The organism is Chryseobacterium sp. KCF3-3, assembly GCF_045865955.1.
In the GTDB taxonomy this organism is placed as follows: domain Bacteria; phylum Bacteroidota; class Bacteroidia; order Flavobacteriales; family Weeksellaceae; genus Chryseobacterium.
On record NZ_AP035792.1, the window covers coordinates 739205 to 763214 of the forward strand.

Annotated in this window: 19 protein-coding genes, 1 tRNA gene and 1 pseudogene; 7 read left to right on the plus strand and 14 right to left on the minus strand. The window is 33.4% G+C overall.

Annotation, left to right across the window (positions count from 1 at the left end; genetic code table 11):
• The first annotated feature begins 143 nt into the window (after positions 1-143).
• Complete coding sequence (locus tag ACKTTZ_RS03375; protein ID WP_407847335.1) at positions 144-830, plus strand: alpha/beta fold hydrolase; 687 nt, start codon at positions 144-146, stop codon at positions 828-830.
• Position 831: 1 nt separating this feature from the next.
• Here ACKTTZ_RS03375 and upp read toward each other — a convergent pair whose 3' ends face one another.
• Both upp and der read right to left on the minus strand, forming a co-directional pair.
• Positions 832-1482: a uracil phosphoribosyltransferase gene (gene upp / locus ACKTTZ_RS03380; RefSeq protein ID WP_034696811.1), complete on the minus strand. Its 651-nt coding sequence runs from the start codon at positions 1480-1482 to the stop codon at positions 832-834.
• A 164-nt stretch (positions 1483-1646) separates the two neighbouring features.
• The gene (gene der / locus ACKTTZ_RS03385; RefSeq protein ID WP_034696809.1) at positions 1647-2957 is read right to left on the minus strand and encodes a ribosome biogenesis GTPase Der; all 1311 of its coding nucleotides are present in this window, start codon (positions 2955-2957) and stop codon (positions 1647-1649) included.
• 364 nt (positions 2958-3321) lie between these two features.
• On the opposite strand from der, the gene ACKTTZ_RS03390 reads away from it, so the two are divergent.
• Positions 3322-3392, plus strand: a tRNA-Gln gene (locus ACKTTZ_RS03390).
• A gap of 155 nt (positions 3393-3547) precedes the next feature.
• On the opposite strand, the gene ACKTTZ_RS03395 is transcribed toward ACKTTZ_RS03390, so the two are convergent.
• Positions 3548-3943 (minus strand): transposase, encoded by a 396-nt coding sequence (locus ACKTTZ_RS03395; protein ID WP_407847338.1) that lies wholly within the window; start codon positions 3941-3943, stop codon positions 3548-3550.
• Positions 3944-4422: 479 nt separating this feature from the next.
• Between ACKTTZ_RS03395 and ACKTTZ_RS03400 the strand changes: the two genes are divergently transcribed.
• Genes ACKTTZ_RS03400 through ACKTTZ_RS03410 form a run of 3 tightly spaced genes read left to right on the plus strand, consistent with a single transcriptional unit; the run spans position 4423 to position 10198 of the window.
• Positions 4423-5163: a hypothetical protein gene (locus ACKTTZ_RS03400; protein ID WP_407847340.1), complete on the plus strand. Its 741-nt coding sequence runs from the start codon at positions 4423-4425 to the stop codon at positions 5161-5163.
• A gap of 1 nt (position 5164) precedes the next feature.
• The gene (locus tag ACKTTZ_RS03405) at positions 5165-9988 is read left to right on the plus strand and encodes a CotH kinase family protein (RefSeq protein WP_407847342.1); all 4824 of its coding nucleotides are present in this window, start codon (positions 5165-5167) and stop codon (positions 9986-9988) included.
• Positions 9989-9997: 9 nt separating this feature from the next.
• A complete protein-coding gene (locus ACKTTZ_RS03410; RefSeq protein WP_034696783.1) occupies positions 9998-10198 on the plus strand; it encodes a hypothetical protein in 201 nt (66 codons plus the stop codon).
• A 284-nt stretch (positions 10199-10482) separates the two neighbouring features.
• Here ACKTTZ_RS03410 and ACKTTZ_RS03415 read toward each other — a convergent pair whose 3' ends face one another.
• The gene (locus tag ACKTTZ_RS03415; RefSeq protein ID WP_407847344.1) at positions 10483-10851 is read right to left on the minus strand and encodes a hypothetical protein; all 369 of its coding nucleotides are present in this window, start codon (positions 10849-10851) and stop codon (positions 10483-10485) included.
• Positions 10852-11249: 398 nt separating this feature from the next.
• On the opposite strand from ACKTTZ_RS03415, the gene ACKTTZ_RS03420 reads away from it, so the two are divergent.
• Positions 11250-11693, plus strand: a complete 444-nt coding sequence (locus ACKTTZ_RS03420) for a hypothetical protein (protein WP_407847346.1) — start codon at positions 11250-11252, stop codon at positions 11691-11693.
• Between the two features lie 43 nt (positions 11694-11736).
• On the opposite strand, the gene ACKTTZ_RS03425 is transcribed toward ACKTTZ_RS03420, so the two are convergent.
• The 7 genes and pseudogenes from ACKTTZ_RS03425 to ACKTTZ_RS03455 form a co-directional block, all read right to left on the minus strand.
• Positions 11737-12174 carry a hypothetical protein gene (locus ACKTTZ_RS03425; RefSeq protein ID WP_407847348.1) on the minus strand — a complete coding sequence of 146 codons (438 nt, stop codon included), beginning with the start codon at positions 12172-12174 and terminating at the stop codon, positions 11737-11739.
• 204 nt (positions 12175-12378) lie between these two features.
• Positions 12379-12675 (minus strand): hypothetical protein, encoded by a 297-nt coding sequence (locus ACKTTZ_RS03430; RefSeq protein ID WP_407847350.1) that lies wholly within the window; start codon positions 12673-12675, stop codon positions 12379-12381.
• Positions 12608-12877 carry a hypothetical protein gene (locus ACKTTZ_RS03435; RefSeq protein ID WP_407847352.1) on the minus strand — a complete coding sequence of 90 codons (270 nt, stop codon included), beginning with the start codon at positions 12875-12877 and terminating at the stop codon, positions 12608-12610. The genes ACKTTZ_RS03430 and ACKTTZ_RS03435 overlap by 68 nt, the downstream gene beginning before the upstream one ends.
• Before the next feature lie 191 nt (positions 12878-13068).
• The gene (locus ACKTTZ_RS03440; protein WP_407847354.1) at positions 13069-13548 is read right to left on the minus strand and encodes a hypothetical protein; all 480 of its coding nucleotides are present in this window, start codon (positions 13546-13548) and stop codon (positions 13069-13071) included.
• On the minus strand, positions 13520-14518 hold the full coding sequence (locus ACKTTZ_RS03445; protein WP_407847356.1) for an RHS repeat-associated core domain-containing protein: 999 nt from the start codon (positions 14516-14518) through the stop codon (positions 13520-13522). The genes ACKTTZ_RS03440 and ACKTTZ_RS03445 overlap by 29 nt, the downstream gene beginning before the upstream one ends.
• Before the next feature lie 164 nt (positions 14519-14682).
• Positions 14683-15027: a hypothetical protein gene (locus tag ACKTTZ_RS03450; protein WP_407847358.1), complete on the minus strand. Its 345-nt coding sequence runs from the start codon at positions 15025-15027 to the stop codon at positions 14683-14685.
• 719 nt (positions 15028-15746) lie between these two features.
• Positions 15747-16295 (minus strand): annotated as a pseudogene (locus ACKTTZ_RS03455) (RHS repeat-associated core domain-containing protein); the annotation flags it as partial.
• Between the two features lie 225 nt (positions 16296-16520).
• Here ACKTTZ_RS03455 and ACKTTZ_RS03460 point away from each other — a divergent pair.
• The gene (locus tag ACKTTZ_RS03460) at positions 16521-17147 is read left to right on the plus strand and encodes a hypothetical protein (RefSeq protein ID WP_407847359.1); all 627 of its coding nucleotides are present in this window, start codon (positions 16521-16523) and stop codon (positions 17145-17147) included.
• A 38-nt stretch (positions 17148-17185) separates the two neighbouring features.
• Here the strand turns inward: ACKTTZ_RS03460 and ACKTTZ_RS03465 are convergent, their stop codons facing one another.
• The 3 genes from ACKTTZ_RS03465 to ACKTTZ_RS03475 are packed head-to-tail and all read right to left on the minus strand — an operon-like array spanning position 17186 to position 24009.
• Positions 17186-17485 (minus strand): hypothetical protein, encoded by a 300-nt coding sequence (locus ACKTTZ_RS03465; protein WP_407847361.1) that lies wholly within the window; start codon positions 17483-17485, stop codon positions 17186-17188.
• Positions 17486-17495: 10 nt separating this feature from the next.
• Positions 17496-21056, minus strand: coding sequence for a DUF6443 domain-containing protein (locus tag ACKTTZ_RS03470; protein WP_407847363.1), 3561 nt, complete (start codon positions 21054-21056; stop codon positions 17496-17498).
• Between the two features lie 4 nt (positions 21057-21060).
• A complete protein-coding gene (locus ACKTTZ_RS03475; protein ID WP_407847365.1) occupies positions 21061-24009 on the minus strand; it encodes a hypothetical protein in 2949 nt (982 codons plus the stop codon).
• Position 24010: the final 1 nt, after the last annotated feature.

Here is a 24010-nt window from a genome sequence, read left to right on the forward strand (position 1 = left end):
CGAGTTTCGGGATGGTGAGATACTGGATATGAGGTGCGGGGTCATTTCTCAAACGCTAAAATCCTCAAACTCTCCCACACTCCTACTTAATCCATTTTCATCATTCAATTCTTTTTCCTAATTTTCCGGAAACTAAAACAACTATGCCAAATCTGCTTTTACTGCACGGAGCTTTAGGTCACAGCGACATTTTTAAACCTTATCTGAATTCTTTATCTCAATATTTCACGGTACATACCCCTTTATTTTCAGGACATGGAGATCAGGAACTTCCTGCAGACGGTATTACTATTGAAAAATATACTCAGGAATTATCTGAATATTGTAAGGTGAACAATTTGACAGAAGTATCAATTTTCGGGCATAGTATGGGTGGTTATGTTGCGCTTTGTTATGCAATGAGAAATCCTGACCGTGTAAATTCTATTATAACATTGGGAACAAAGTTCGACTGGACTGAGGAGCAGGCTTTAAAAGAAAGTAAGATGCTTAATCCGGATGTTATTCTTGAAAAAATTCCGCAGTATGCCCAACTTTTAGAATCACAGCACGGAACAAAATGGAAACAACTTCTTCCGGCTATTGCTGATTTAATGATTGATTTAGGTAAAAATCCTCCTCTGGAAAATAATTTTGCCACAATTACTACTCCAACTCAAATTATGGTGGGAGATAAAGATAATATGGTCACTATTGAAGAGAGTATGAGAGTTTACAGAAGCCTTCCAAACGCAAAATTGGCCGTACTCCCGGATACAAAGCATCCTATGGATAAAGTACGACCTGATTTATTATTGAACTTAATAAAAGATTTCTGGAATCTTTCTTAAATTATCTCTGAAGTTTTTCTCCGTAGCTCAAATCTCCGGCATCACCCAATCCAGGAGTGATATATCCTTTTGAAGTTAAATGTTCATCGATAGCTCCTACCCAGATGTGAGCTTCAGGATAAGCATTCTGAATCGTTTCAACACCTTGTTTTGAAGCAATGGCTGCTACGATATGAAGCTGGGTTGGATTTCCATTGGTTAGCAAATCTTTGATCGCTTCAATTAAAGAAGCACCTGTTGCCAACATGGGGTCTGCTACGATCAAAGGTCTTCCTTCAATGCTTGGGCAGGTAAGATAATCCTGTTTAATTGAGAAATAATCGTTGGCATCGTGTTTTCTGTAAGCTGCTACAAAACCGCAGTCCGCTCGGTCTAAATAGTTCAGAATTCCTTCAAACAAAGGGACTCCGGCTCTTAAAATGGTTGTAATAACCGGCTGCACAGCAATTTCTCTGCTTTTTATTGTATCTAAAGGAGTTTGAATTTCAACTTCTCTGTACTCCAGTCCTTTACTGATTTCAAAAGCGGCAATCTCCCCGATTCTTTCCATATTCCTTCTGAATCTCATTCGGTCATGCTGGATAGTAACGTTTCTAAGTTCGTTAATCCATTCGTTGACCAGAGAAAAGTGTTGCGATAAAATAGTAAGCATGAAAATTTTATTTTTAATTTCAGTTAATTGATATTAATTGCTGCAAAATTACAACTAAAAAACGAATTGAAAGATTGGGCTTAAGGAGAAAGTCTGCTCTGAAGATATAAAAAACTCCGGCAAGCTTTGCTTGCCGGAGTTTTTTTGATGAACAATTGTTCTTATTATTTTTGTCTGAAATAAACTTCAATCGGAACTCCGGTAAACCCGAATTGTTTTCTCAACTGGTTTTCAGTAAATCTCTTATATGGTTCTTTCACATATTGTGGAAGGTTACAGAAGAATACAAACTGTGGCGAAGGCGTAGGAAGCTGTACACAATATTTGATTTTAATGTATTTCCCTTTCAATGCCGGTGGTGGTGTCTGTTCGAAGATCGGAAGCATTACTTCATTCAGTTTTGAAGTTTTAATTTTCTTCTTACGGTCTTCATAAACCTCCATGGCTACTTCTACAGCTTTTAAGATTCTTTGCTTCGTTAAAGCTGAAACGAATAGGATTGGAATATCCTGGAACTGACCAATTTTATCTTTGATTGATTTTTCGAAATCACGCATCGTATTGGTCTCCTTATCCTCAATCAAATCCCACTTATTCACAAGGATTACAATTCCTTTTCTGTTTTTCTGAGCCAATCCGAAGATATTCATATCCTGAGATTCCCATCCCTGTGTAGCATCCACCATGATGATCACGACGTCAGAATACTCAATAGAACGGATAGATCTCATTACGGAGTAAAATTCAAGATCTTCGTTTACCTTAGATTTTCTTCTCATCCCTGCGGTATCTACCAATACAAACTCGTGTCCGAATTTGTTATATAAAGTCTGGATACTGTCTCTGGTAGTTCCTGCAATATCGGTTACGATATTTCTTTCAACATCCAATAAAGCGTTTGTCATCGTAGACTTTCCTACGTTTGGACGACCTGCAATCGTGATTTTAGGTAATCCTTCAAATGGATCTTTATATTCTGTAGTAGGGAAATCTTTAACGATATCATCTAACAAGTCTCCTGTTCCTGAACCTGTAGCAGAAGAAAGCGTGTAATATTTATCAATTCCTAACTGATAGAATTCTGTTGCTGGAAGTTCTTCCTTTGCAGAATCTACTTTATTGATAACGATATAAATTGGTTTGTTGGATCTTCTAAGAAGTCTGTAGATTTCGTAGTCTGTGTCAGTAAGTCCTTCTTCTACATTCATCATAAAGATAATAGAAGTGGCTTCATCAACCGCTAATTGTACCTGTTTACGGATTTCCTCTTCGAAGATATCATCTGTACCTACATCATAACCTCCGGTATCAATTACCGTAAAGTCTACTCCGTTCCAGTCTGATTTTCCGTAGTGACGGTCTCTGGTAACACCAGCTGTAGAATCTACAATTGCTTCTCTTCTTTCTAATAAACGATTAAAAAGCGTAGATTTTCCTACGTTGGGACGTCCAACGATTGCGACAATATTTGACATAAAAAATGTTTAATAATCCTTTTACTTTGCTCAAGGATATGTTATTAATGGGTTACTCCAACTTTTGGAGCCCAATTTTTTGCAAAGATAGGGTTTTATTATTTAACAGATGAAGGCTGGGAGAAGGAGGCTGGATGTTATTATCCATGGGAGAATTCATAATAATCACTCTCATTAAAATTAAACAGATAGTATCTATAATTCTCCTATTTTCCAAGAGAAGCAGATTTTTTTTAAATTTTTATTGAAAAATAATTATTTGGATATCAATACATAAAGCGATCCACTCACCTATTATGTTAATTAATCTTTAATTTCGATTTTCATATTTAAAATAATTTCTATAATTTCGCGGCATAGAAACAGACCCATGGTGTAGCGGTAACACTACTGATTTTGGTTCAGTCATCTGGGGTTCGAATCCCTGTGGGTCTACAAACCATCCTTTTTTAAGGATGGTTTTTGTTTTTTGTTCCCTTTTGAAAAATAAAAAAGTAGATACTGAATTAGTCATAAAAGGGAATCAAGCACAAAAGTTATGAGCTAAGCAAAAAGTTTGGTTAATCTAAAGAGGAAAAATGTTCTATCCTTTACCTCTCTATACTGCATTCTGAAGTTTTTGATTTTAGCATTAAAGTTTCAGCAGAAGCATTAGTGCTTCTTTTGTCAAAAAAGACTAAGATCTCTCTATAATGATTCATTATTATTTTTCTTAAGATAGATTCTCCAGTGGTTTTATCAATCCATCTCCTCCTTTTGATATAAAGCAGAACCCGTTTTCCCCCCAAAGGAAAATCTTCAACAAGAACCGAAGAGTAAAAACCATTAGAATGATACGGACGATGGGTGAATTCTTGGAGAATGATATTCTTGTCCTCAAAATCGATATAAAGCACTCCATCAACTCCTTCTGCTTTTATGATATCAAAGTACTCTACTAAAAATCCGGAAGTAAGAGTTTTTACTAGCTCGTCAGGAATATACATATTCCCAATTTAAAAACTTAACACTACATCCATAACTTTTGAGACTGATCCCATTTATGGTACTCGTATACAATATTATTTTGATGAATTGATTATTAATTCACACCGTCTTATTTCGGTTAAAAATACTTGTTACTGCAACTACAGGATAGCGAGGTCAAAAAACTTTTATAAGGACCAAAAAACAATGAAATTTGCACTCTAATGAATGTAAATAATCATTGGAGGCAAAAAATACACCAAGAAAACAGTATAGAAAAATGTAGTTAATTTAAAATAAAATTACAAAAAACATTGCTAAAATATAAGTTTTCTAAGTTGCAACCCTATTAATAATTCACTAATTGACAGTACGATAAAAGAGGGAGGAAATCAATAATTGCTCAAAAGAAATAGAATTCTATTTAACTACAATAAGTCTATCAGGAATACACTTTCCCTCAAATCATCAATTTTATAAAAACTAATTTCCAATAATAATGAAAGTACCATTAAAAACAATATTCAGCTGGTTTGAAAAGGGTGATATACCCACAGAACAGCAGTTTCAGCAGACCTTTTCTTCATTCCGTCATTTAGATGAAAATATCAAGATGGATGAGATAATGGGTTTAAATGAAACTTTTCAAAAAACGGTATCCAGCACAACTTTTACAAATCATCTGCAAGATGAAAGCGCACACGATTTAGTGCTCGCAAAACTTAATGCATCCAATCTTACTACTAGAAATGTGGAAGAATGGAAAGAAAAATTAAAGATCAAACTATCAGCCACTATAGACGATGGTGAAGAGACCGGAAATGTCTATACAAAGGAGCAAATCAAGGAAATTGTAAATATACTTCAGGCAAAAGATAATGAAATGCTTGAGCTGACTGCAAAAATCAACGAAATACTAACCTCGAATGATGATAACCTTGATAAGCTTCAGAAAATCGTAGACTACATCAAAGAAAACAGGGAGCAGATAGAATTGCTTAAAGGTTCAGGAGCAAATTCTTCCTTTGGAGGAATTTTAAGGCCTACTGATAATATTATTGTTAAGCCGGGATCAGCAAAATGGTTTTGGGCAGGGAGTGGAGTTTACGAAAATGCTTCAGGAGTTACGATTGAAAATTTCGGAATAATTTCCTTTGACGGTTTTGTTTGGTCTGTTCTGGAGGTTAATATGCCTGGAGGTGGAACAGATGGATTTATTGATTTAACACAAGAAGATTAAAATGAGATATACAGGAAGAATTTATTTTACAAATTATGAAAGATCAGATAAAGAAGTTGCAGATAACTTCATTTATCCCGTCATGTTCTTCATTAAAAATGAAGATGGAAAAATCATTAAACAGATTGCATATTCAGCTTTAGGAGAAAAGTCAGAAAGTGAATACGGAACTGGTGGTGGAACCGGAGGAGGCAATGGAATTGTTTTCCGCGCAAAATCTGAAATACCTGCATCGTTCGTAAAATCATTTGGAAGCGAAATTAGAATAGTTTTCTCGTGGTCATCCATCGACAGCGTTGATGGTAGTGAGACTGGCGGAGGAACTGCAAGTATTTTAAAAGGAAACACGATCCTATTTAATAAAAACATTAAGCAGGGAGCCAATGATATAGATATCACGCCATATATTTTGGCGGGAGATAATACAATAACACTTAGTATCACCGATAGTTATGGAAATAACAGGAAATTAAAATATGATATTCAAACAATAGCACTTGCTTTAAGTACTACATACGACAAGACCACTATTAATTCGGGACCAATCATTTTTCGGTATATTCCAACCGGGAATGTCGAGAAAACGATTCATTTCAAATTAAATGGATCAGATCTTCCGCCAGTAGTTACTTCCATAAATAACAAAGAGCTTCTTTATGAAATTCCTGCACAGTCGCACGGAGTTCATATTTTAGAGGTGTATATGACCACTGATTTGTCCGGAGAGATCATTGAAAGCAATCACTTATTTACAGATATTATCAGTGTAGTTGCCGGTAATTTAACGCCTCTGGTTTCTTCAGCAAATAATGTTGTTGCTAACCAATATGCTCCAGCTTCGATTGAATATCTGGTGTATTCACCATCATCAAATTATAGCGATGTTGAGATTTTGGTCGATGGAGTGAAGGTTTCTGAATTACTTGTAAATAGAAGTTTGCAGAAGTTCACCTATACATTTACAGACTCAGGTGCGCACACTGTAACTTTTAAATGTGGTAATGTCACGAAAAATACTTCAATAGTTGTAACTGCTTTCGATATTCAAGTTGAAGCCGAAACGTTAGGCTTGGAATTATTTTTAAGCAGTCGAAACAGAAGCAATTCAGAGATTAACAAAAACGAGTGGAAATACAAAAACCTGTCATGTACTCTTACTGATTTCGATTTCAGCACCAATGGGTGGATTCAAGATTCAAAGGGTTCTGTGGCACTTAAAGTGAGCGGAAATGCAAGAGTTGAGATTCCTTTTAAAATATTTGATAACGATTTTAAAACAGGTGGTAAAACATTAGAATTTGAATTTTCAACTTCAGATATAAAAAACAGTGACAGTACTATTTTTTCTTGTAAAAATGGAAATGTTGGATTTGTTGCTACCTCAAATTCGTTTTCGTTCAGTTCTGAGCAGGACAGTACGTCCATATTTTTTAAAGAAGAGGAAAGGATCCGTGTAAGTGTAGTCGTTACAAAGGTTGCAGATCAAAGATTGGTATTTGTGTATATCAATGGAATTATATCTTCATTATATCAGTATAATTCATTAGACAGCTTTTTACAACAAGCTCCTCAAAACATTACCATTGGAAGCAGTGATTGTAATATTAATCTATATAATATTCGGGTTTATAATAATAATCTAAACGCCGATCAAATGTTGTCGAATTTTATTGCTGACATGGATAACCTGGTTGAAAAAGTCAACATTTACGAGAGAAATAAATTGTACGATGCATTCGGAAATTTGTCCTACGATAAATGTTTACAATCAATTCCATGTTTAACCATTGTTGGAGATTTGCCAACTTACAAAGGCGATAAAAAAACAATTGTTGGAGAATATGAAAATGCTCAAGATCCTACAAAATCATTTTCTTATGTAAATGCGAGTGTTGATGTTCAGGGTACATCATCACAATATTATCCCCGAAAAAACTTTAAAATCAAATTTAATGGAGGTTTTAAAAATGGAGAATTAGTTTCTTCCAAGTACAAGCTTCGTAATAATTCATTAGCGGAAAAGACATTTACTTTTAAAGCTGACTTCATGGAATCTTCAGGTTCTCACAACATTGGTCTGGCGAGGCTTGCACAAGATTCTTTAAATCAATTGGGTTATTTAGTTCCACCGCAATTAATTGATCCTAACATCCGTACTACGATGGACGGGTTTCCAATGCTTATATTTCACAGAGCGACACCAGACTCGGAGCGTATTTTCTTAGGGAAATATAATTTTAACAATGATAAGTCGAATGAAGCAACGACAGGTTTTACAGGTGGTCAGGAATGCTGGGAATTTTTAAACAATACATCAGATAATACATTATTTATTGCGACAGATTTTCAAAGTGTAGATGGAAATGGTAAGCATTTATGGAAAAATGATTTTGAGGGAAGATATCCGGAAGATAATGAAGATACTTCGAATCTTGAAGCTTTGCATACATGGATTGTGAGTTGTAAAAATAATCCTGCAAAATTCAAAGCCGAGGCTCCAGATCATTTCAATATTCAGTTTTTACTGTTTTATTATGTATTCACTGAATTTTTTGCAATGGTCGATCAGCGCGCTAAAAATCAGATGTTTGCAATGTATCCGGATGCGCAAGGAAACAACCGTTGGTATCTTATTTTTTATGATAATGATACGGTTTTAGGTCTTAATAACGAAGGCCACAATGTGTATGATTACTGGGTGGAAGCTCACGACCAAGTAGGAAGTGGTTTTGTCTGGAATGGGGCACTTTCAGAGCTTTGGAAATTGGTTGAAGTTGCTTTTGATACTGAAATTACGGCTTTGTATCAGCAAATGAGAGCTTCAGGAATTTTGACTTATGATAAGTGCAACACTTATTTTAACACATTAGAATCTGACAAATGGGCGGAAAGTATTTTTAATGAAGATGCAAAATATAAATATATAGATCCTTTGGTGATAGCCGGGAATGGAAGTTACTTATACACCGCACAAGGTTCAAGGAAATCGCACAGGAATTATTGGTTATTAAATAGATTCAGATATATGGATGGAAAGTATGACACCTCTACTTTCTCTTCTGATTATATTACGATGAGACTTTATACACCTTCTGGAACGCCTGTAGTTCCTCCAAATGCTAATTTTTTATTAACGGCTCTGAAAGACGGATATACGAAAATTAAGTTTGGTTCCTATATCAACCGTGCGAGGCTTAGAAAAAATGTTGCATCTTTAGTTCAAGCTCCGGCTATTACTTTTAACGACACAGAAACTATTATCTATGGTGCATCTGCTATTAAAGATCTTGGAGATTTGTCAGGAAAGTATCTTGGTACTTTAGATGTTTCAAAAGCAACGAATTTGTCAAAATTGCGAATAGGAAGTCAAATTTACGGTTATTCAAATCAAAATTTGAGAAACTTGTTTATTGGTAATAATACAATTCTGGAGGAGTTGGATGTAACGAATTGTCCAAATCTAAAACAGTCAATAGATCTTACTGCTTGTACAAGTATTAAAAGAGTTTCTGCTGCAGGAACAGGAATATCGTCGGTCTTATTGCCAAAAGGTGGTTTGCTTACTTCCTTAATTTTGCCAAGTACAGCAAGTACTTTAATATTAGATAATCAAAAATTTATTACCTATTCTAACTTAACTTTTACAGCAAGTTCAATTAAAACACTTGTTATCAAAGATTGCCCTTTAATTAATGTTAATGACATTGTTTCAAATCTTAAAAATTTGAGCAGAGTGAGAGTTAATAATCTAAATGGAAGTAGTGCTTCGAGTGAGATGTTTTTCCCAATTATCAATGCTAAGGGGATTGATGATTCAGGTAACACAACGCCTCATTCTATAGTTGAAGGAACTTGGAACTTTACTACCATATATCAAGAAGATAAAGATTTCATGGAAGCTAATTGGCCAGACTTTAAATTTACATTTTCAAATGTTGCCACTTTCATTCAAATTTCGAGTGCGACCAGGAAAGCTACATTATTAGATGTCTTTAATACCAACGGTGATGGAGAACTCAGTTTTGCGGAAGCAAGAGCTGTTATCGATATTCCTGCTGACACTTTCAACACATCTGTTAATACCTCGAGAAAGCTCTCTTACAGTTTTGATGAGTTTAGATTTTTCACGAATGTGGAGACAATTGGAGATAGAGCATTCAATTCATATGAAAATGAATTGGAAAGCATTATTTTTCCTCCCAATATAAAGAAGATAGGTTCTAATGCATTTTACTTTAAGTATAATGCTGTTGTAGTCGGAAATTTTGATAAGCTAGAGGAACTTGGCGAAATTCCATTTTATGGAAAATACTTCGATATCAATTTATTTAAGAATGTTAAGATTTATACAACAAATTCATTTCAGTTCATGTATCCGAGAGCGGGGAAATATAACCTTCCTTATATCACGAGAATTTTCAAGAATATGCTTACTAATAATGTAAATAATTATACTGTTGAAGAGCTTGTTTCCAATCTTGTTGATTTATCCGGGTGTACGAGCTTAGAAAGAATGGATTCGTATGGTTTGACTTTAAGGCCTCTTAGGGGAGAGAATGAAGTTACTATTATTCTTCCGGCTTCAATTAACTACCTAGAAAACTACTGCATGCCTATGTACCCAGCTGCAGGCCAATTTGGCGTTACAAGAGTAATAATTAAAGTATTGGCAACGACACCTCCTATTTTGGTGGGAACTAACTTTGTTGCTGATGGGATAATAATAGATACAGTAGAAATTCATGTACCCGCAGCAAGCGTTTCTGCTTATAAAGCGGCAACCAACTGGAGCTATTTTGCCGCAAAAATTTATCCGATAACATAATAATAAAATATGACACAGACAGACAATATAATTAAAGCGGATCCTGGGAAATGCTTTAAAAGAAAAATAGATGGAGTTGTTTTTGGCGATGAAATCTATTTGGGAACAACTTATTATCTTGATGGAATAAGACTTCAAGAACCAATTCAGGAAAGTCCTGATGATTTTGAAGAAATTGATATCGAGGTTCGAACAGAAGAAATTAATTAAAATATGATAAATTCAATTATTTATTTCCCGAACGGAAATTTATAACTAGTCCTGACACTATGATAAAGATCTTAGGATAAAAATAAATAATTATAAAATTTACATGTTTAAAAATCTCAAAATACTACCGAATATAATGGCAAATCAGTTAGAAGCTTTGATAGAGCTATCAGGTCTTCAACTATTTGGTTCGACATTTGTTCGATTTTGACTACAAACCATCCTTTTTTAAGGGTGGTTTTTGTTTTTTACAATTCCATTAAATGTTAAACCTTATTCTCTGCTTATCGCCATAATATACAATTTTCCTCTAAAGATTCTTTAATAATCTTTATCTTATTATTTAATATTTCAATTGAGTCTTGAGGAAAGTTATTATTCAAGTTTCGCCAATTAGGAGGATTATATATGTAATTTAATATTTCCTGACTTTTCAAAAAATCTTTTTCATTAATAAAAATTGAAGAGATATCAATTACACCAGAGCTCCAAACCAAAATAGAAACACCTAATTTCTTAGATTCATATTCAAAATTCAATCCAGAATCTCCAAGCATAGAGCTATGTAATATTTCAATATTAGATTTTTCCACAATACTATGTTGATCTATATAATCTTTAAGATTATTAAATATTTTCAAAACTTCATCCATTTTTATATTATTTAATTAGTAATGGTTGAGAAATAGTAAAAACTGGAGGACATACTAGAAGCAATCCAAATAATTAACTTTCTTACTTCACGCGATCTGCCTTGTAAATATAATCCGTTACTTTAGAGTTCTGAAAAATCTTTCCTTGTAAATTTAGATAATTATTGAATCGGGAAATATAATTATTTAAACCCATTTATAAACACAAAAACCACTGCAAAAATAGCAGTGGTTATTATACTTCACCACACGAAAGGATTCGTGCTGCAGCTTGGGAAAATTAAAAAAATGTGTAAATTGAAACTCAATTTATAACTATTTCTTTTTATCTGTTCTTTCTTTTGGACAGAAGAAAAAAGTATGACTTGCTACCATTATTGTTTATTAAAAATTATATTATGAAAAAAATTATTATTACTTTTTCTTTATTTATTGCTTCCTTCACTTTTGCACAAGAAACTGCACCGCCACCACCATCAATGCCCACAGTAGAAAATAAAATTGTTATTGATAATCTTATTAAAACAGCAGGTTTTGAAAAATATATTTATAGCTATTGTCTTGAAAAAATAGAACAAGCTGCCAAAGAAAATAACTGGAATGAAAAGAAAACGCAGGAAATTATAAAAAGTATACATTTTAATCAATTCAAAGACACTATTTATAATACGTTTTCTTTATACTCCAAAGAAGATTTAATAAGTCTAGTTAAATTATTTGAAAAACTAAACCACAATAAAAAAAATATCAATTTAATTCCTATTAGCGATACTATACAGCATAATTTAGAAGGATTTGCAACAGATTTAATAAAAGGTGATTATTTGTTTCTGAATAAATAATACCTTTAAAAAAGGCTATCTCAAGTTTAAGACAGCCTTTTTTTTATAAACCCAATTTTTCAAAATAGTATTTTAGATCCGCAGAATCAAGCTTAATGGGGACTTGATCAAGTTTCCATCCATTCACGGGAGCTGTTATTTTATTTGGCAATTGATGATTATATAACATTATATAATTCTTAGGATGTATAGAGTCATATAGTACAATATATCTTGTACCATTTTTTAGATTGTTAGCACAAGTTTTTTCGATTTTTTCTCCATTTACATAATATTTAAAATCAGTTCCAACCCCGTTATTATTTTTTTGATGCCAGTCACTCGTTATATAAGCAACAGTATATTTTGCATTTTTCTTTGCGCCCTCTAAGTTAAAATGAGATAGAAAGAATGCTATAATAATAAATACGAATGTAGCAAGTGCAAGGATTATATGATAATTATTTTTTATCAGTCGATTGATTTTTGTAATATGTATCATTTGCATCATTTAATAATTTATCTGTTCCATTCATATAAATACTTGGTAGCAAAGTATTGGTAAAAGTATTCCCACCTACTACACCTGCAGTATTTCCTAAGATTCCGGTAAATATCTTTGCAGTATTTATTGCTGCATCTTCCTCGAATTTACCATTATATAAAGATGTCCCAAAATTATTAAATGTATTAAGAGTTAAGTTTGTTAATGCAATCTTACCTGCGACCTGAAGGCTTTCACTTCCATTTCCGTATTTATAAGTAATTGTCTTCCATCAACATTCTTTATGCCGCCTTTGAAATAGGTTTGTGTGGAAAGATCTGTTAATCCTCGTTGTCCAGCTGCTATAAGATAGTCTCCTATTGCAGATCCTGTTCCCCCGGACATAATATAAGCAGGAACATATAATTGGGCTGAAAGAGCCTTTCCTAGTTTATCCACTTCTTTTGAACTTACATAAGGAGCTATGTCTGGAGCATTCTTTATATTTACCTTCTCCATATTTACCAATAAAAACCGAAATAGTATCATTCCTTAAACCTGGAGAATTGTAATAAATAGCATCTTTATAAAAGTTCTTTAATACAGTTTTAAATTCAGGACTTTTGATAATTATATTATTTTCATTCTGTATTTTGGTTTCTTTCTTATTACTTCCTGAGCATCCTAACATAGCAAGAAGTAAAATAAATAAATTTTTCATACTATTTTCTTTTTACAGTGACGCACCCCAACTCTCAACACTTCCAGCTGTATGAGTTGATGCTAAAGTTCCTATTGTTTCTCCCCCTTTAAAAATGTTACACTTCTATTCTACATTCGTATTTCACAAATAAACTAATCTGCAAAGCATTTTGCATGTAAATAAAGCCACCAATTAGGCGGCTTTATTATCTATTTACTAGGTTTATTTTCTTTTCCTTTATATCTAGTAAGGATTAAAACACCTTTGTAGTTACCATCTTTTCCATCTTGTAAAATAATTGTGTCTTTGTTGGAGTAAAGTATCTTTCTATTAAACTTATAATAATATCCACTCTTTGGATTTCTTACGGAGCTTATACTAACTATCGAATCATTAATAACAAACCATTTACCAGGGTTATACATATCACTTTCAGGTATTGTGTCCAAATTTTTAGTAGTAAAATTATTAATATATTGAATTTGTCGCCCATCTTTGAAAAATTCAAAGACCCTAAAGGGGTAAAAAGCTTGAGAACCATGTATACTATCTACACTATAGCTGTACCACTTTTTACTGGTTTCTCCTGAAAAAACTGATTTTATTTTAGCTTGCTTATTTTCTTTACATGAAAATACAAAGAAAGTTAAAAATAAATAATTAATCTTGGGGATTCTTAATATCTTCATATGATTTTGCTTTATAAGTATTATTTCCTATTTGAACTGTAATAGTTGTGTTTGTTGGCATCTGATTTCCACCACTATATGGTATGATAGTCACACTTCCTGTATTTCCATTGTTATATTCATTAATCATATTCATTGGATTATTACCGTAACTTGCTTCTTTTTCTGCTGCATTTAGAACTCGTTGTCCAAAACTTGCAGCTTGTCCATATCTATATTTCTCTGTTGTCTTACCAAAGTCAGGATTCTTAGCTTCGTTTAAATAAATAGTTGCATGATCAACAAACTTATATTTATCAGCTGGAATATTTTCATTCTTATGACCAAGGGTTCCTGCTTCATGATTTAATGAAGATCTAATATTATATGCATTATCATATAGCCCATTCTCTAATTGATTAATGTTAAAAAATGTATTCTTTGTTTGAGGATTATTAAAGGCTCCCGCTGTTTCACTTGCCATTTGAGCTAACCCTATATAGCCTGTGATACCTTTTTCTCCAGCATAATGAGCCAAAACCTTTGAAACAGCTCTAGTTGTTCCTCTACTACTATAATCTAATTGAGATAACATTGCGGCTCCTGTATCTCCTTTCAATTCAGATAATTTTGTAGCAGAGCTATTAGTATGCACAATAACGTTATGCGTATTTTTCTTATCTGTACCAATATATTGCCCGAACTTATTAAAATGATCATCAAGAGGAGCTCTTCCATCTGGATCTATAAATCGGATTGGATTATCAAATGCATAATTATATGGAGACCACCTCCTCATCTTTTCTGCCAAAGGATCTATTACTGCCCATCTACCAAGATCACTCATATACATTCTGGCTCCAAAGTCAGTCCATCCAGTTTCCTGTAGTTCCTTTCCTCCAAATTTATAATTGTAATAACTTCCAAAGTTTGAACTTGAGGTTCCCCCTATATGGTTTAATCCAAATGGATAATAATTATTCGTATCCATTGACTGAACTACACCAGCATTGTTCTTTGCAAAAGTGACCCTCACATTTCCTAAATGATCTTTATATTGGTAAATATAACGGTTTCAAGAAAAATAGATAAAACCACCACAATTTTGCAGTGGCTTTTTGTTTATCTGCGGCAGCGGGGGAGAAAGTGGTGCCACTAATTCTCTAAACCAAATTTATCTTGATAATTAAACCGTTCAATTCCATTAGGATTTTTTATAACTATTTCTAAAGAACCTTTCGGTTTTATTATTGAATCACCAACAAAAATATTTTCCCACCAGTCCCTGTAAATCACTATACTATCCTTATTTCCATAGACAAGGAATGGTATATTGTGATTATCGTAATTTATATACTTTTTGATAACTAATGATTTTATTTCCTTTTCTTTCACTTCATCTAAAAAACCATTTCCACTTTTTGATGAAAATATACGATTGTACAAAAATATTATCGCAATAATAATTAACGCTGTTAACAAACTCTTATTTCTATCCATTATTTCCAATCTTTAGGTATATCGCTAACAAATCTAGTTTGTGTTCTTGATATTGAAATCCCGAATGAAGGCTTATTTTGAAGACCATATGAAAATCCAAACGTAGTATATCCTCCCGGATATTTGCCCCATTCTTGACCACGTGAAATATCTAAGCCATCAGCTTTCTGAGTTAAAGAAGATCCTCCCCAAGAAAATCCACCTCCAAATCCACTTGTTACACTATTTCCAAAACCTTTAAAGTCATTAACTTTAAATAAAGTATCTGGGTCTGTAGACTTTATTGTATTAAAATCGGCTGAAAAACCACTATTATTTGACACAGACCAGCCGTAAGAATAATAAAATTTCCCTCCAAAAGTCCCAGTATTTGAATCTGCCACATAACCAAAACTTCCTGTAACACCAACAGAGCCCATTAATTTTTGATTATATGAAACCTGAGCAGCTAACCCACTTACACTTGTTGCAGATGATGTAATTTTTTCACCATTAATGGTTCTAATTGAGTTGCCATTTTCAACATGAGCAAGGGTAACACTATTATTACCTGTTTTAGCTGTAGCAGAACCATTGGCATGCATATAATACATTCTGTCCTGTCCATTATAGGATTCTCCAAATTGATAATTTTTGCCTAAATGTTCATAGCCTGCAATTTGTTTATTAGTATCTTTCCATACATAATTACCTGTCGTCTTGTTACGATACCAATCTGTTGCCTGCCTTCCATCAGGATCAATAAATCTCAAAGGATTGTTAAAAGCATAGTTATAAGGGCTATGTCTTGTCATCTTTTCAGCCAGTGGATCTATTACTCCCCATCTACCTATATCTGCCATGTACATTCTTGCACCATAATCATACATTCCCGTCTCCTGAAGTTCTTTGCCGTTGTACTTGTATTTATACAAAGAATTTCCCGTCAATACATTATACCCCTCATGCTTCAATCCAAAAGGATAATAATTACTTTCTTCAATGATCTCTAATCCTACCCCATTCTTAGCATAGCTTAATCTTGTATTTCCCAGATGGTCAGTATAGTTATACACATACTTTCCAGTTTCAACATTAAAATATCCTTCTGCCGTTGGGAAGAATTTCAATACAGAATTGGTATACTGGAAGCCATCCAGATAATCGGTTGTTTCTGTTCCGAAAACCTTTCTTACTTTCACTCCGTCTGCTCTGTAAATATAATCAGTTATCTTGGAATTTTGGGTAACTTTTCCTGGTAAATTCAGATAATTATATTGGATGGAGGAATATAATTACCAGAACCTGTTTATAAACTTATTTCACCACAAGAAAGGATTCGTGCGGCAGCGAGGGCCAAAAGTAAAAATAAGCAAAAATCCTCGCAAATTGCGAGGATTTATTCTAAAAATGAACTTTATTACTGGCTCAAAGTCAGGAGACTTTGCGCAGCTGGGGTCAGAAGACTTTGCGCAGCTGGTGAGACTAAATACCGAAAAATTCTAAAAGAATGGTTGAAAGATGAGATTCAATTTATTAAAGAAATAAAACCAATTATTGAAAAAAATCCTTTTGTCGCCTTTAGTAATGTGATTCCGTTGTTAAATGACTTGATGAAAGCATCTTATAAGTTACAGGAGAATAAAATATTTTGGAATGCTGATGAAGATACGAGAACACGACAAATTTTAGATTTACTGCCACAAAAATATGAAGCAAAAGACCAGTCAAGGTACGGGGAATCGGGAACAGGAATAAAGCAAGGCAGTATTGATGGAGTTGTAAAAGACGAATCCGGGACGGAATATTTTTTAGAAGCATTTAACTTAGAATATATTGATACCAACAATATTACATCTCATATTAATAAATTGGAGCAAAACTATGATTCTAAAGGGCTTTATAATAAATATGTAATAGTTTACTGTAATCTTGCTGAGAATAAATTTGAAGATTTTACAAAGTCCTATCAGCAATTTATTGATTCTGAAATGAAATTTCTCTATTCTAAAAATGGCGATAGTAAAGATATTGAAACTAAATACACCAACAATAGAATCTTAAAAACTTCGCACCTCAGAGAAGGCAAAGAAGTGTTTCTGTATCATATATTACTGAAATTTCCAAAGAAAGATAAATAGAAAAGCCACCGAATTTGGTGGCTTTTTTTTATTAAAAATTATCCTATCATTTCTTGAGCATAGTCATCCGATTTATAAAAGTCACTCAACTTTTGACCACAAAATGGGCAATAATTTATGACCATTTTCTTAATGCTAAAATCAGTAATTAATCCGCTATATCCATCAGTAACAAAGTAAGCCTTATCAAAAATATCTTCTATTTTCTTATTATATATTTCAGCTTCTTTCTCAAGAAATTTCTCGCTATACTTTACTACTCTGAAATTCAATCCCATTGTTTTTTCACCATTATAGCGAAATGCAAATTTTTCGCAACAAAACTTTTTATTATTCATAATTTTAAATTTAAGGATTATGTGGTGTAGCCTTTTCATTCACTGCATTTACTAAATTTTTACCTTTAAATAAATATTCAGTTGATACGGTAGTTGAACCCGCATTTATCCCTGTTTTATATTCAAGTTCACCTGTTTTCTCCAACATATATAAACCAGAATTACTTAAATCATACTGCATTACCTGTCCGCCATTTTTTGTATAGGTTCCAGCTACTTCAGCATTATCTGTAAGGAATAAGGCACTACTTTTTGATTCTGAACCTGTAGTTCCTCTATACAAAGTCTTAACAGGGTCAAATTCACTTGTAGGATTTAAAAGTTTAGAATAATTAGTCCCTTCAGTTACAGCTCCCGCTCCTGCAGGTGCCTTTGCCTTACTTATTAAATTTCCAGCTCCTTTTAATCCTGCAGTAACAGTTAAATCAATTGCTTTTTGTGTTAAATCACTTCCTGCTTCTTTTCCTGCGGCATGTACACCTTTTGTTGCAGCTGTATATCCTAAACTATAAACATTAGTTATTGGTAAAACAGTTTTAGCAACACTTTTCAATTGATTATTCATAGCTCCTACAGGGTCTTTTGCCATTGCTCTACCTTGTGCATTTAAAGTATTTATTGGATGCTTAACAAAATTAACAGTTCCTTGAATTGTAGATTTTGCACCTTGGTATAAACCAGAGTAATAAGCCTTCGTCATGTCCCATAATTTTCCACAACATTGCTGAGCTTCTCTACCATCAGGGTCAACGAACATTATAGGATTATCTAATGCGTATGTATACGTTGAGAATCTTCTCGAAGTTTCCGCCAGCGGGTCGATTACACCCCAACGTCCAATATCTGCCATATACATCCTCGCACCATAATCATACATTCCCGTCTCCTGCAACTCCTTACCGTTGTACTTATAATTGTAATAACTACCAAAGTTTGAACTTGAGGTTCCCCCTATATGGTTTAATCCAAATGGATAATAATTATTCGTATCCATTGACTGAACTACACCAGCATTGTTCTTTGCAAAAGTGACCCTCACATTTCCTAAATGATCTTTATAATTGTAAATATAACGATTTTCAACAAAACTATAAAACCCTTCTGAAGTCGGTACAAAATCTAACTTCCACTTAGGTGTGGTAAGTATTGGTCCTGCAAATTTTGAATAAGCCTGAGGCTCATACGCTGTTTCTGTTCTACAAGTAATGCAGCTACCTCCGTCATCTATATAAGAATATTGAAAACCATCCAGATAATCTGTCATTCGGGTGATGGGAAGCCCCATATAAGACTGTTGCACAATGGTTTTACGAAGCTTTGCACCGTCAGCACGATATAAATGATTTATATTCGTTGTACTGATCTGCCCCATATATCCGATATTTTGTATCCCTATTGATGTGGGAAGGTTCAGATTATTATAAATAATAGACTGAATTCCTTTATCCTTCATATCTGTCATATTCCCATTAAGATCATAACCAATAATATTGTTTCCTCCTTCATATCCTGATGGATTAGATGAGTTTTCTATTACCTGATTCAGACGGTTTCCTGTATATTTATATTCAAGATCATCTACCTGTGTGGCTGTAGTTCCTGATACGGGATAAGCATTCCTTTTCAGGGTCATGATATTTCCATTCAGATCATAAGTCAGATTTTCATTGAAATTATTATTATACGGGTTGGTAGCTCCAGGTTCTGTATAAATAGCATCTTTCAGTCTGTTCAGAGAATCATAAACATAAGAATATCTTTTCAATGCTCCCTCTGAAGCATTTCTCCAATCTACTTCTGCTATATTTCCATTATATCTTCCTGAAGCTAAATTTGTGTATACAGGATTAGTATATTTAATTTCATATCCGAAGAGTTTTCCATTCAAAGCAGCCGGATCGTTAATTTTCGTCAGCCATCCACGGATATTATACTTATAATCTATAGATTGTAACGGATTGGCAGCATCAGTTCCCCCGACTTTCTTAGTGGTTATCTGAGAAATTTCATTATACGTATTCTGGGTTAAAATCTCTACCGGGTTACTGTCTACCTGATGTTTGTGTACCAGCAGCCTGTTCCGGTTATCATAATCAAATGTTTCTGTGATGACTTTTTCAGTATTGGTAGTAAGTCTTTTATGTCTGGTTACAGTCTGCTTGGTAACTCCTGCAAAATCCAATTTAGATTCTGTATGGGTATACCCTCCTAAATGATTGATAGAATGGGTACCAATCACTCTTCCTTTCTTATCATAATAGATATAATTCTTTGTCCAATTGTCATCTTCAATATTCTTAGCTAAACTCATAACGGGTAAGCCTTTAGTACTTCTTCCATCTGTAGCAGGTGTTTCAGGCAATACAGGCTCTCCAATAATAGCAGTGGGAAATGCTGGATTGAAACTATATGCCGGATAGCCATCGTAATAGTTTACAGATAATAAAGTAACCCACTTAGAGGCATGAGGATAAGTGACACCAGGATCATAATAAACATCCATTCCCTGTCTGGTAAAGACTACAAAACTAGTCCGTGTCATATTATTTGAACCATCAGCCAATGTCTGTTCCGTATTGCGGTCTCCTCCTGTAGCAAGTCCCGTAATAACAACTCTTCCAAACTGATCATACTGCGTATATAGCCATTGCCCTTTTGCGTTTAATACAGCATCCTGAGTTCCCACAAGCCTATCCTGTTTGTCATAGATCATAAATTCCCAGCCTTTACCTGGAAGCATCTTCCCTACTAATCTGCCCTTTGTATCATAGCGGTATTGATATGCTAAAGCATCTCGCTGTACTATTGTCCAACTATCTAATTTAGATAACAATGGGGGGATAACAAATGTTAACTGATCATATTCATTATAAACATAATATGTATCTGCATTCTCGGTAGTACTTATAATCTTTCTTACCAATATGACCTGTCCTTTACCATTTTTAAATTCTATAGTCTTATTTTCGTCTTCATCCGTTACTGTATTTTTATATAACTGAGCATCTCCATACATCCCATTGTTAACGACATCTGACTCTGTAGCATTATTTACCCATGTTGTAGGAGCAGTAAACTTTTTGACCTTATCTAAGGTAGAATTGGCTTCATATCCGAATTTCACAGACTTTCCGTTCCAGTCACTACCCACTTGTTTTTGTTCCAAAATTCTATCTAAAGGCGAGTTTTCCAATACTTTTTCGGAGTAAATCTTCTCATTACCATAGGTTGTAGGATAAACACCCAATGGTCCTGAATAATAGTTTCCATTGCTGGTAGAAAGCTGGGGAACAGGCAGGTAATCTTTTACCTGTCTTCCAAACTGGTCATATTCAATATGAGTAACCACATCACGTCCCAGAGGTGAAGCTTGTAAATTGACAATCTGCTTAGGTCTTCCCAGCCCATCAAAATACTGTACCGTTTCCGAGGATTTTGTTGGAGAAGTTCCATTATAATCCAGATAGGTCTTGGTCTGAATATAATTTTCATTATTTGAAATAATTGAAAGCTGGGCATAAGTTATATTGGATAAAAGCAAGGCCCCTATCGGTATTATTAATTTTTTCATCAGTTTAGTTTTTATAGTTATACTTCATTTCCTTTACAGTCAGTCCATTTACATCTACTATTTTCTGAAGTCTTCCTGCCGAATCGTAGATATAATTCTCTCTAACTCCTGAAGGAGGGATAACACTTGTTACTCCAATCAAAGGGTCATAAGTATAAGTTGTAATTGGATAGCTTTTTAAAGATTGATTATTTCTTACTGTATTCAGTTCATCAATTAAACTCTGTTCAGAAGATGTATCTATATCCGCATTAGATTTAGTCACAATACTAAGATTTAAATAATCAGTAGAAGAAGTTGACTGTCCTAATGTTTGCATAAGCTGTGCATACGTAAGACCTGTAATCTTTAAAATAGGCAGGCTTTGCTTATATCCATAAATTGTTACTGTTGGAATACCTAATTTATCTGTTGTTTGAATATAATTACCTCTATTGTCTATTACATCATAATTTACCTGATCTACAGTTTTATCTAGACTGATCTTATAGTTTGTAAAATCCAGATCAGCATTAAGCTTGGAATTCCTGATCTTTTTAGGTACAATTGGCCAGGTATGAAATAGATTTTCCTGAAGAGAATACTTGTTGTTCTCATTTTTTACAATTTCTATAACAGGAGTCCAGATATTGGAATTAACCATTGTCGAATAACTGGCAAACTGTCCTCCTACAATGGTATTATCATCAGAACATCCTCTTAAACCTGGACATCCAGTTTTTAATTCATATGGGTAAACATACTTCTTAATGCTTATCCCTGCAGCGGTTGTTATTTGTATTTCTTCTGGGTAAGGATGCCAGAATATGTTAGATTCTCTATACTTTGTATCTGTTTCTACTGAAACCTGCTTGTCATTAAGATAGTTAATTATTTTTTCTTTTTTTAGTAAATATGGAATTACAGGGGCATACATTGTAGCCGTTTTGGTTGAAACTCCGTTTTGCATAGATGATCTATCAATAGCAGTTAATACATAATAAGCATCATCTGACAATTTACATGTAGTACAGTTAATCAACCCTAAGTCAACCAACTCACTTTCTGATCTTAGAAAACTTTGATATTCATATTGGTGTTCTTCTAATAACTTGTTGGTCGCATCAAATATATTCTTTTTAAACAATTTTCCTCTTTGATGCGCTCTATTATCCTTATAATTAAAGAAAAGATAAGAAGTATTAAATCGTTTAATAGAATAATCGTCTGGATTAGTTGCAAAATCACTAAAAAAATATTCTATTTTACCTTTATTTTCAGTAACCTCCTGAACCTGGCTATACTTTACTTGTTGTTTAAGCAATTTCCCACTAATCATTCTAAGTACTAGTATTCCTGAGCTTTTACCATTGCTCAGTTGATAAAGATAATTTGTTTTGTATTCATTACTACCATCATAATCTATTTTACTTGCAAGTCTATTTATCGGAATCTCACTAATATTATCAGCTAAATTTTCGTAAATTTCTTTTGATACGTTTGCTTTTTCACCATTAAACATAGTATATCCCTTATTTGGATAGATTACTTTTTTTAATAATGTAGCATTAAAAAAACTGCTAGAATTACCTATTCCTTTAAAACTTGTTCCATTCCAAAATCCAAAATCATTTGTTCCATAAGTATTCTTAGGAGGAAGATTATCCGTTTTTTCATACTGAAAAGAATAAGTTTCATTATTTTTATTTACAGATGTCAAAAAATATCTGTAGTTGTCTCCACCTAAAGGAGCTTGATTAAAAGTTATATCCTGTGATTTCCCAAAATAGTTTAAATTTATTGATCCGAGATGTATTAGATTCTTGGAATCTTTAAAATAATTATAGTTAACAGTTGTATTTTTTCCAATGACTTGTATCTTTTCTACAATTGCCCTTTTAGTATAATTTTCTATACTTACAAAATTATCAATTGTGGCGGTCGAAACCTCATATGATTTTGACACCTCATTATTTGAGGCATCTATTTGCGATGCGGTAGGATAACTTGTTGGGAATCCAGAAGAGTCTGTTAATGTTTTCTGTGTAAAAGAGTTAAATATATTAGAATCTCCATGTTTATAGTCCGCTTCTATTATTTCTCCGTTATTCAACTCGACTCTTTTTAAGAACCATGATACTATATAGTTTGCTCTACTTGCATTTGAAAATGAGTAAGTTGATTGAAGCACAGGATTGTAATAACTACCTATAAAATTAAACTGAGAATAATTTACTTCCAAAGCATCATAAGAACCTCCAAAATAAAAAGTATTCCCTTTATCATCAATGATTCTGATCTCATTAACATTTTTATTTTGAAAATCGATGGGAGCTATTGTAGAGTAACATTTAGAGGCCAAAGAAGCTGCTCCTAAGACTTGTAATTTTGCATTTTCGCAAAATACAAAAGGAGTTCCCATATTATCAAATATAAAATAACCTTTATATCCAAAAAAATCGAAATAGAATTTATCTGGAATAAATTCAGATCTAATACCGCTATTATTAGGGTCTTGTAGAACTCTCTTTTTTGTAGGATTAAATCCATTACCAAATTCCTGAGATTGAATGATACAATCATTGGTTTCTCTATCACGAGCTCCTTCAGGAGGGTAAATTCCCGCAAGTCCATGTTCTGCATCAACAGAAGCATATTTTGTTAGCAAAAAATCACGATTAACCTCTCTGGTAATACTTCCAAATTGATTAGCATACCAGTGCAATCCAAAAATACTTTCATCAACTCTTGGCATAAATCCGTTTGATGCATTAGATATCTCATTAGATAGTGTCAAATTTCCAACTGGAATATTAAATAGTGGGATGGTTACATTAACAGCACCATTATATAAATCATTATTTGTAGTCACTCCGTTTATTAAAGATAAGCTCTCTGATGGCCTATCTTGTGCAATAACATTTGTTCCCAAGCATACTCCTAGTAAAAGAATACTTAGCTTTATTTTTTTCATT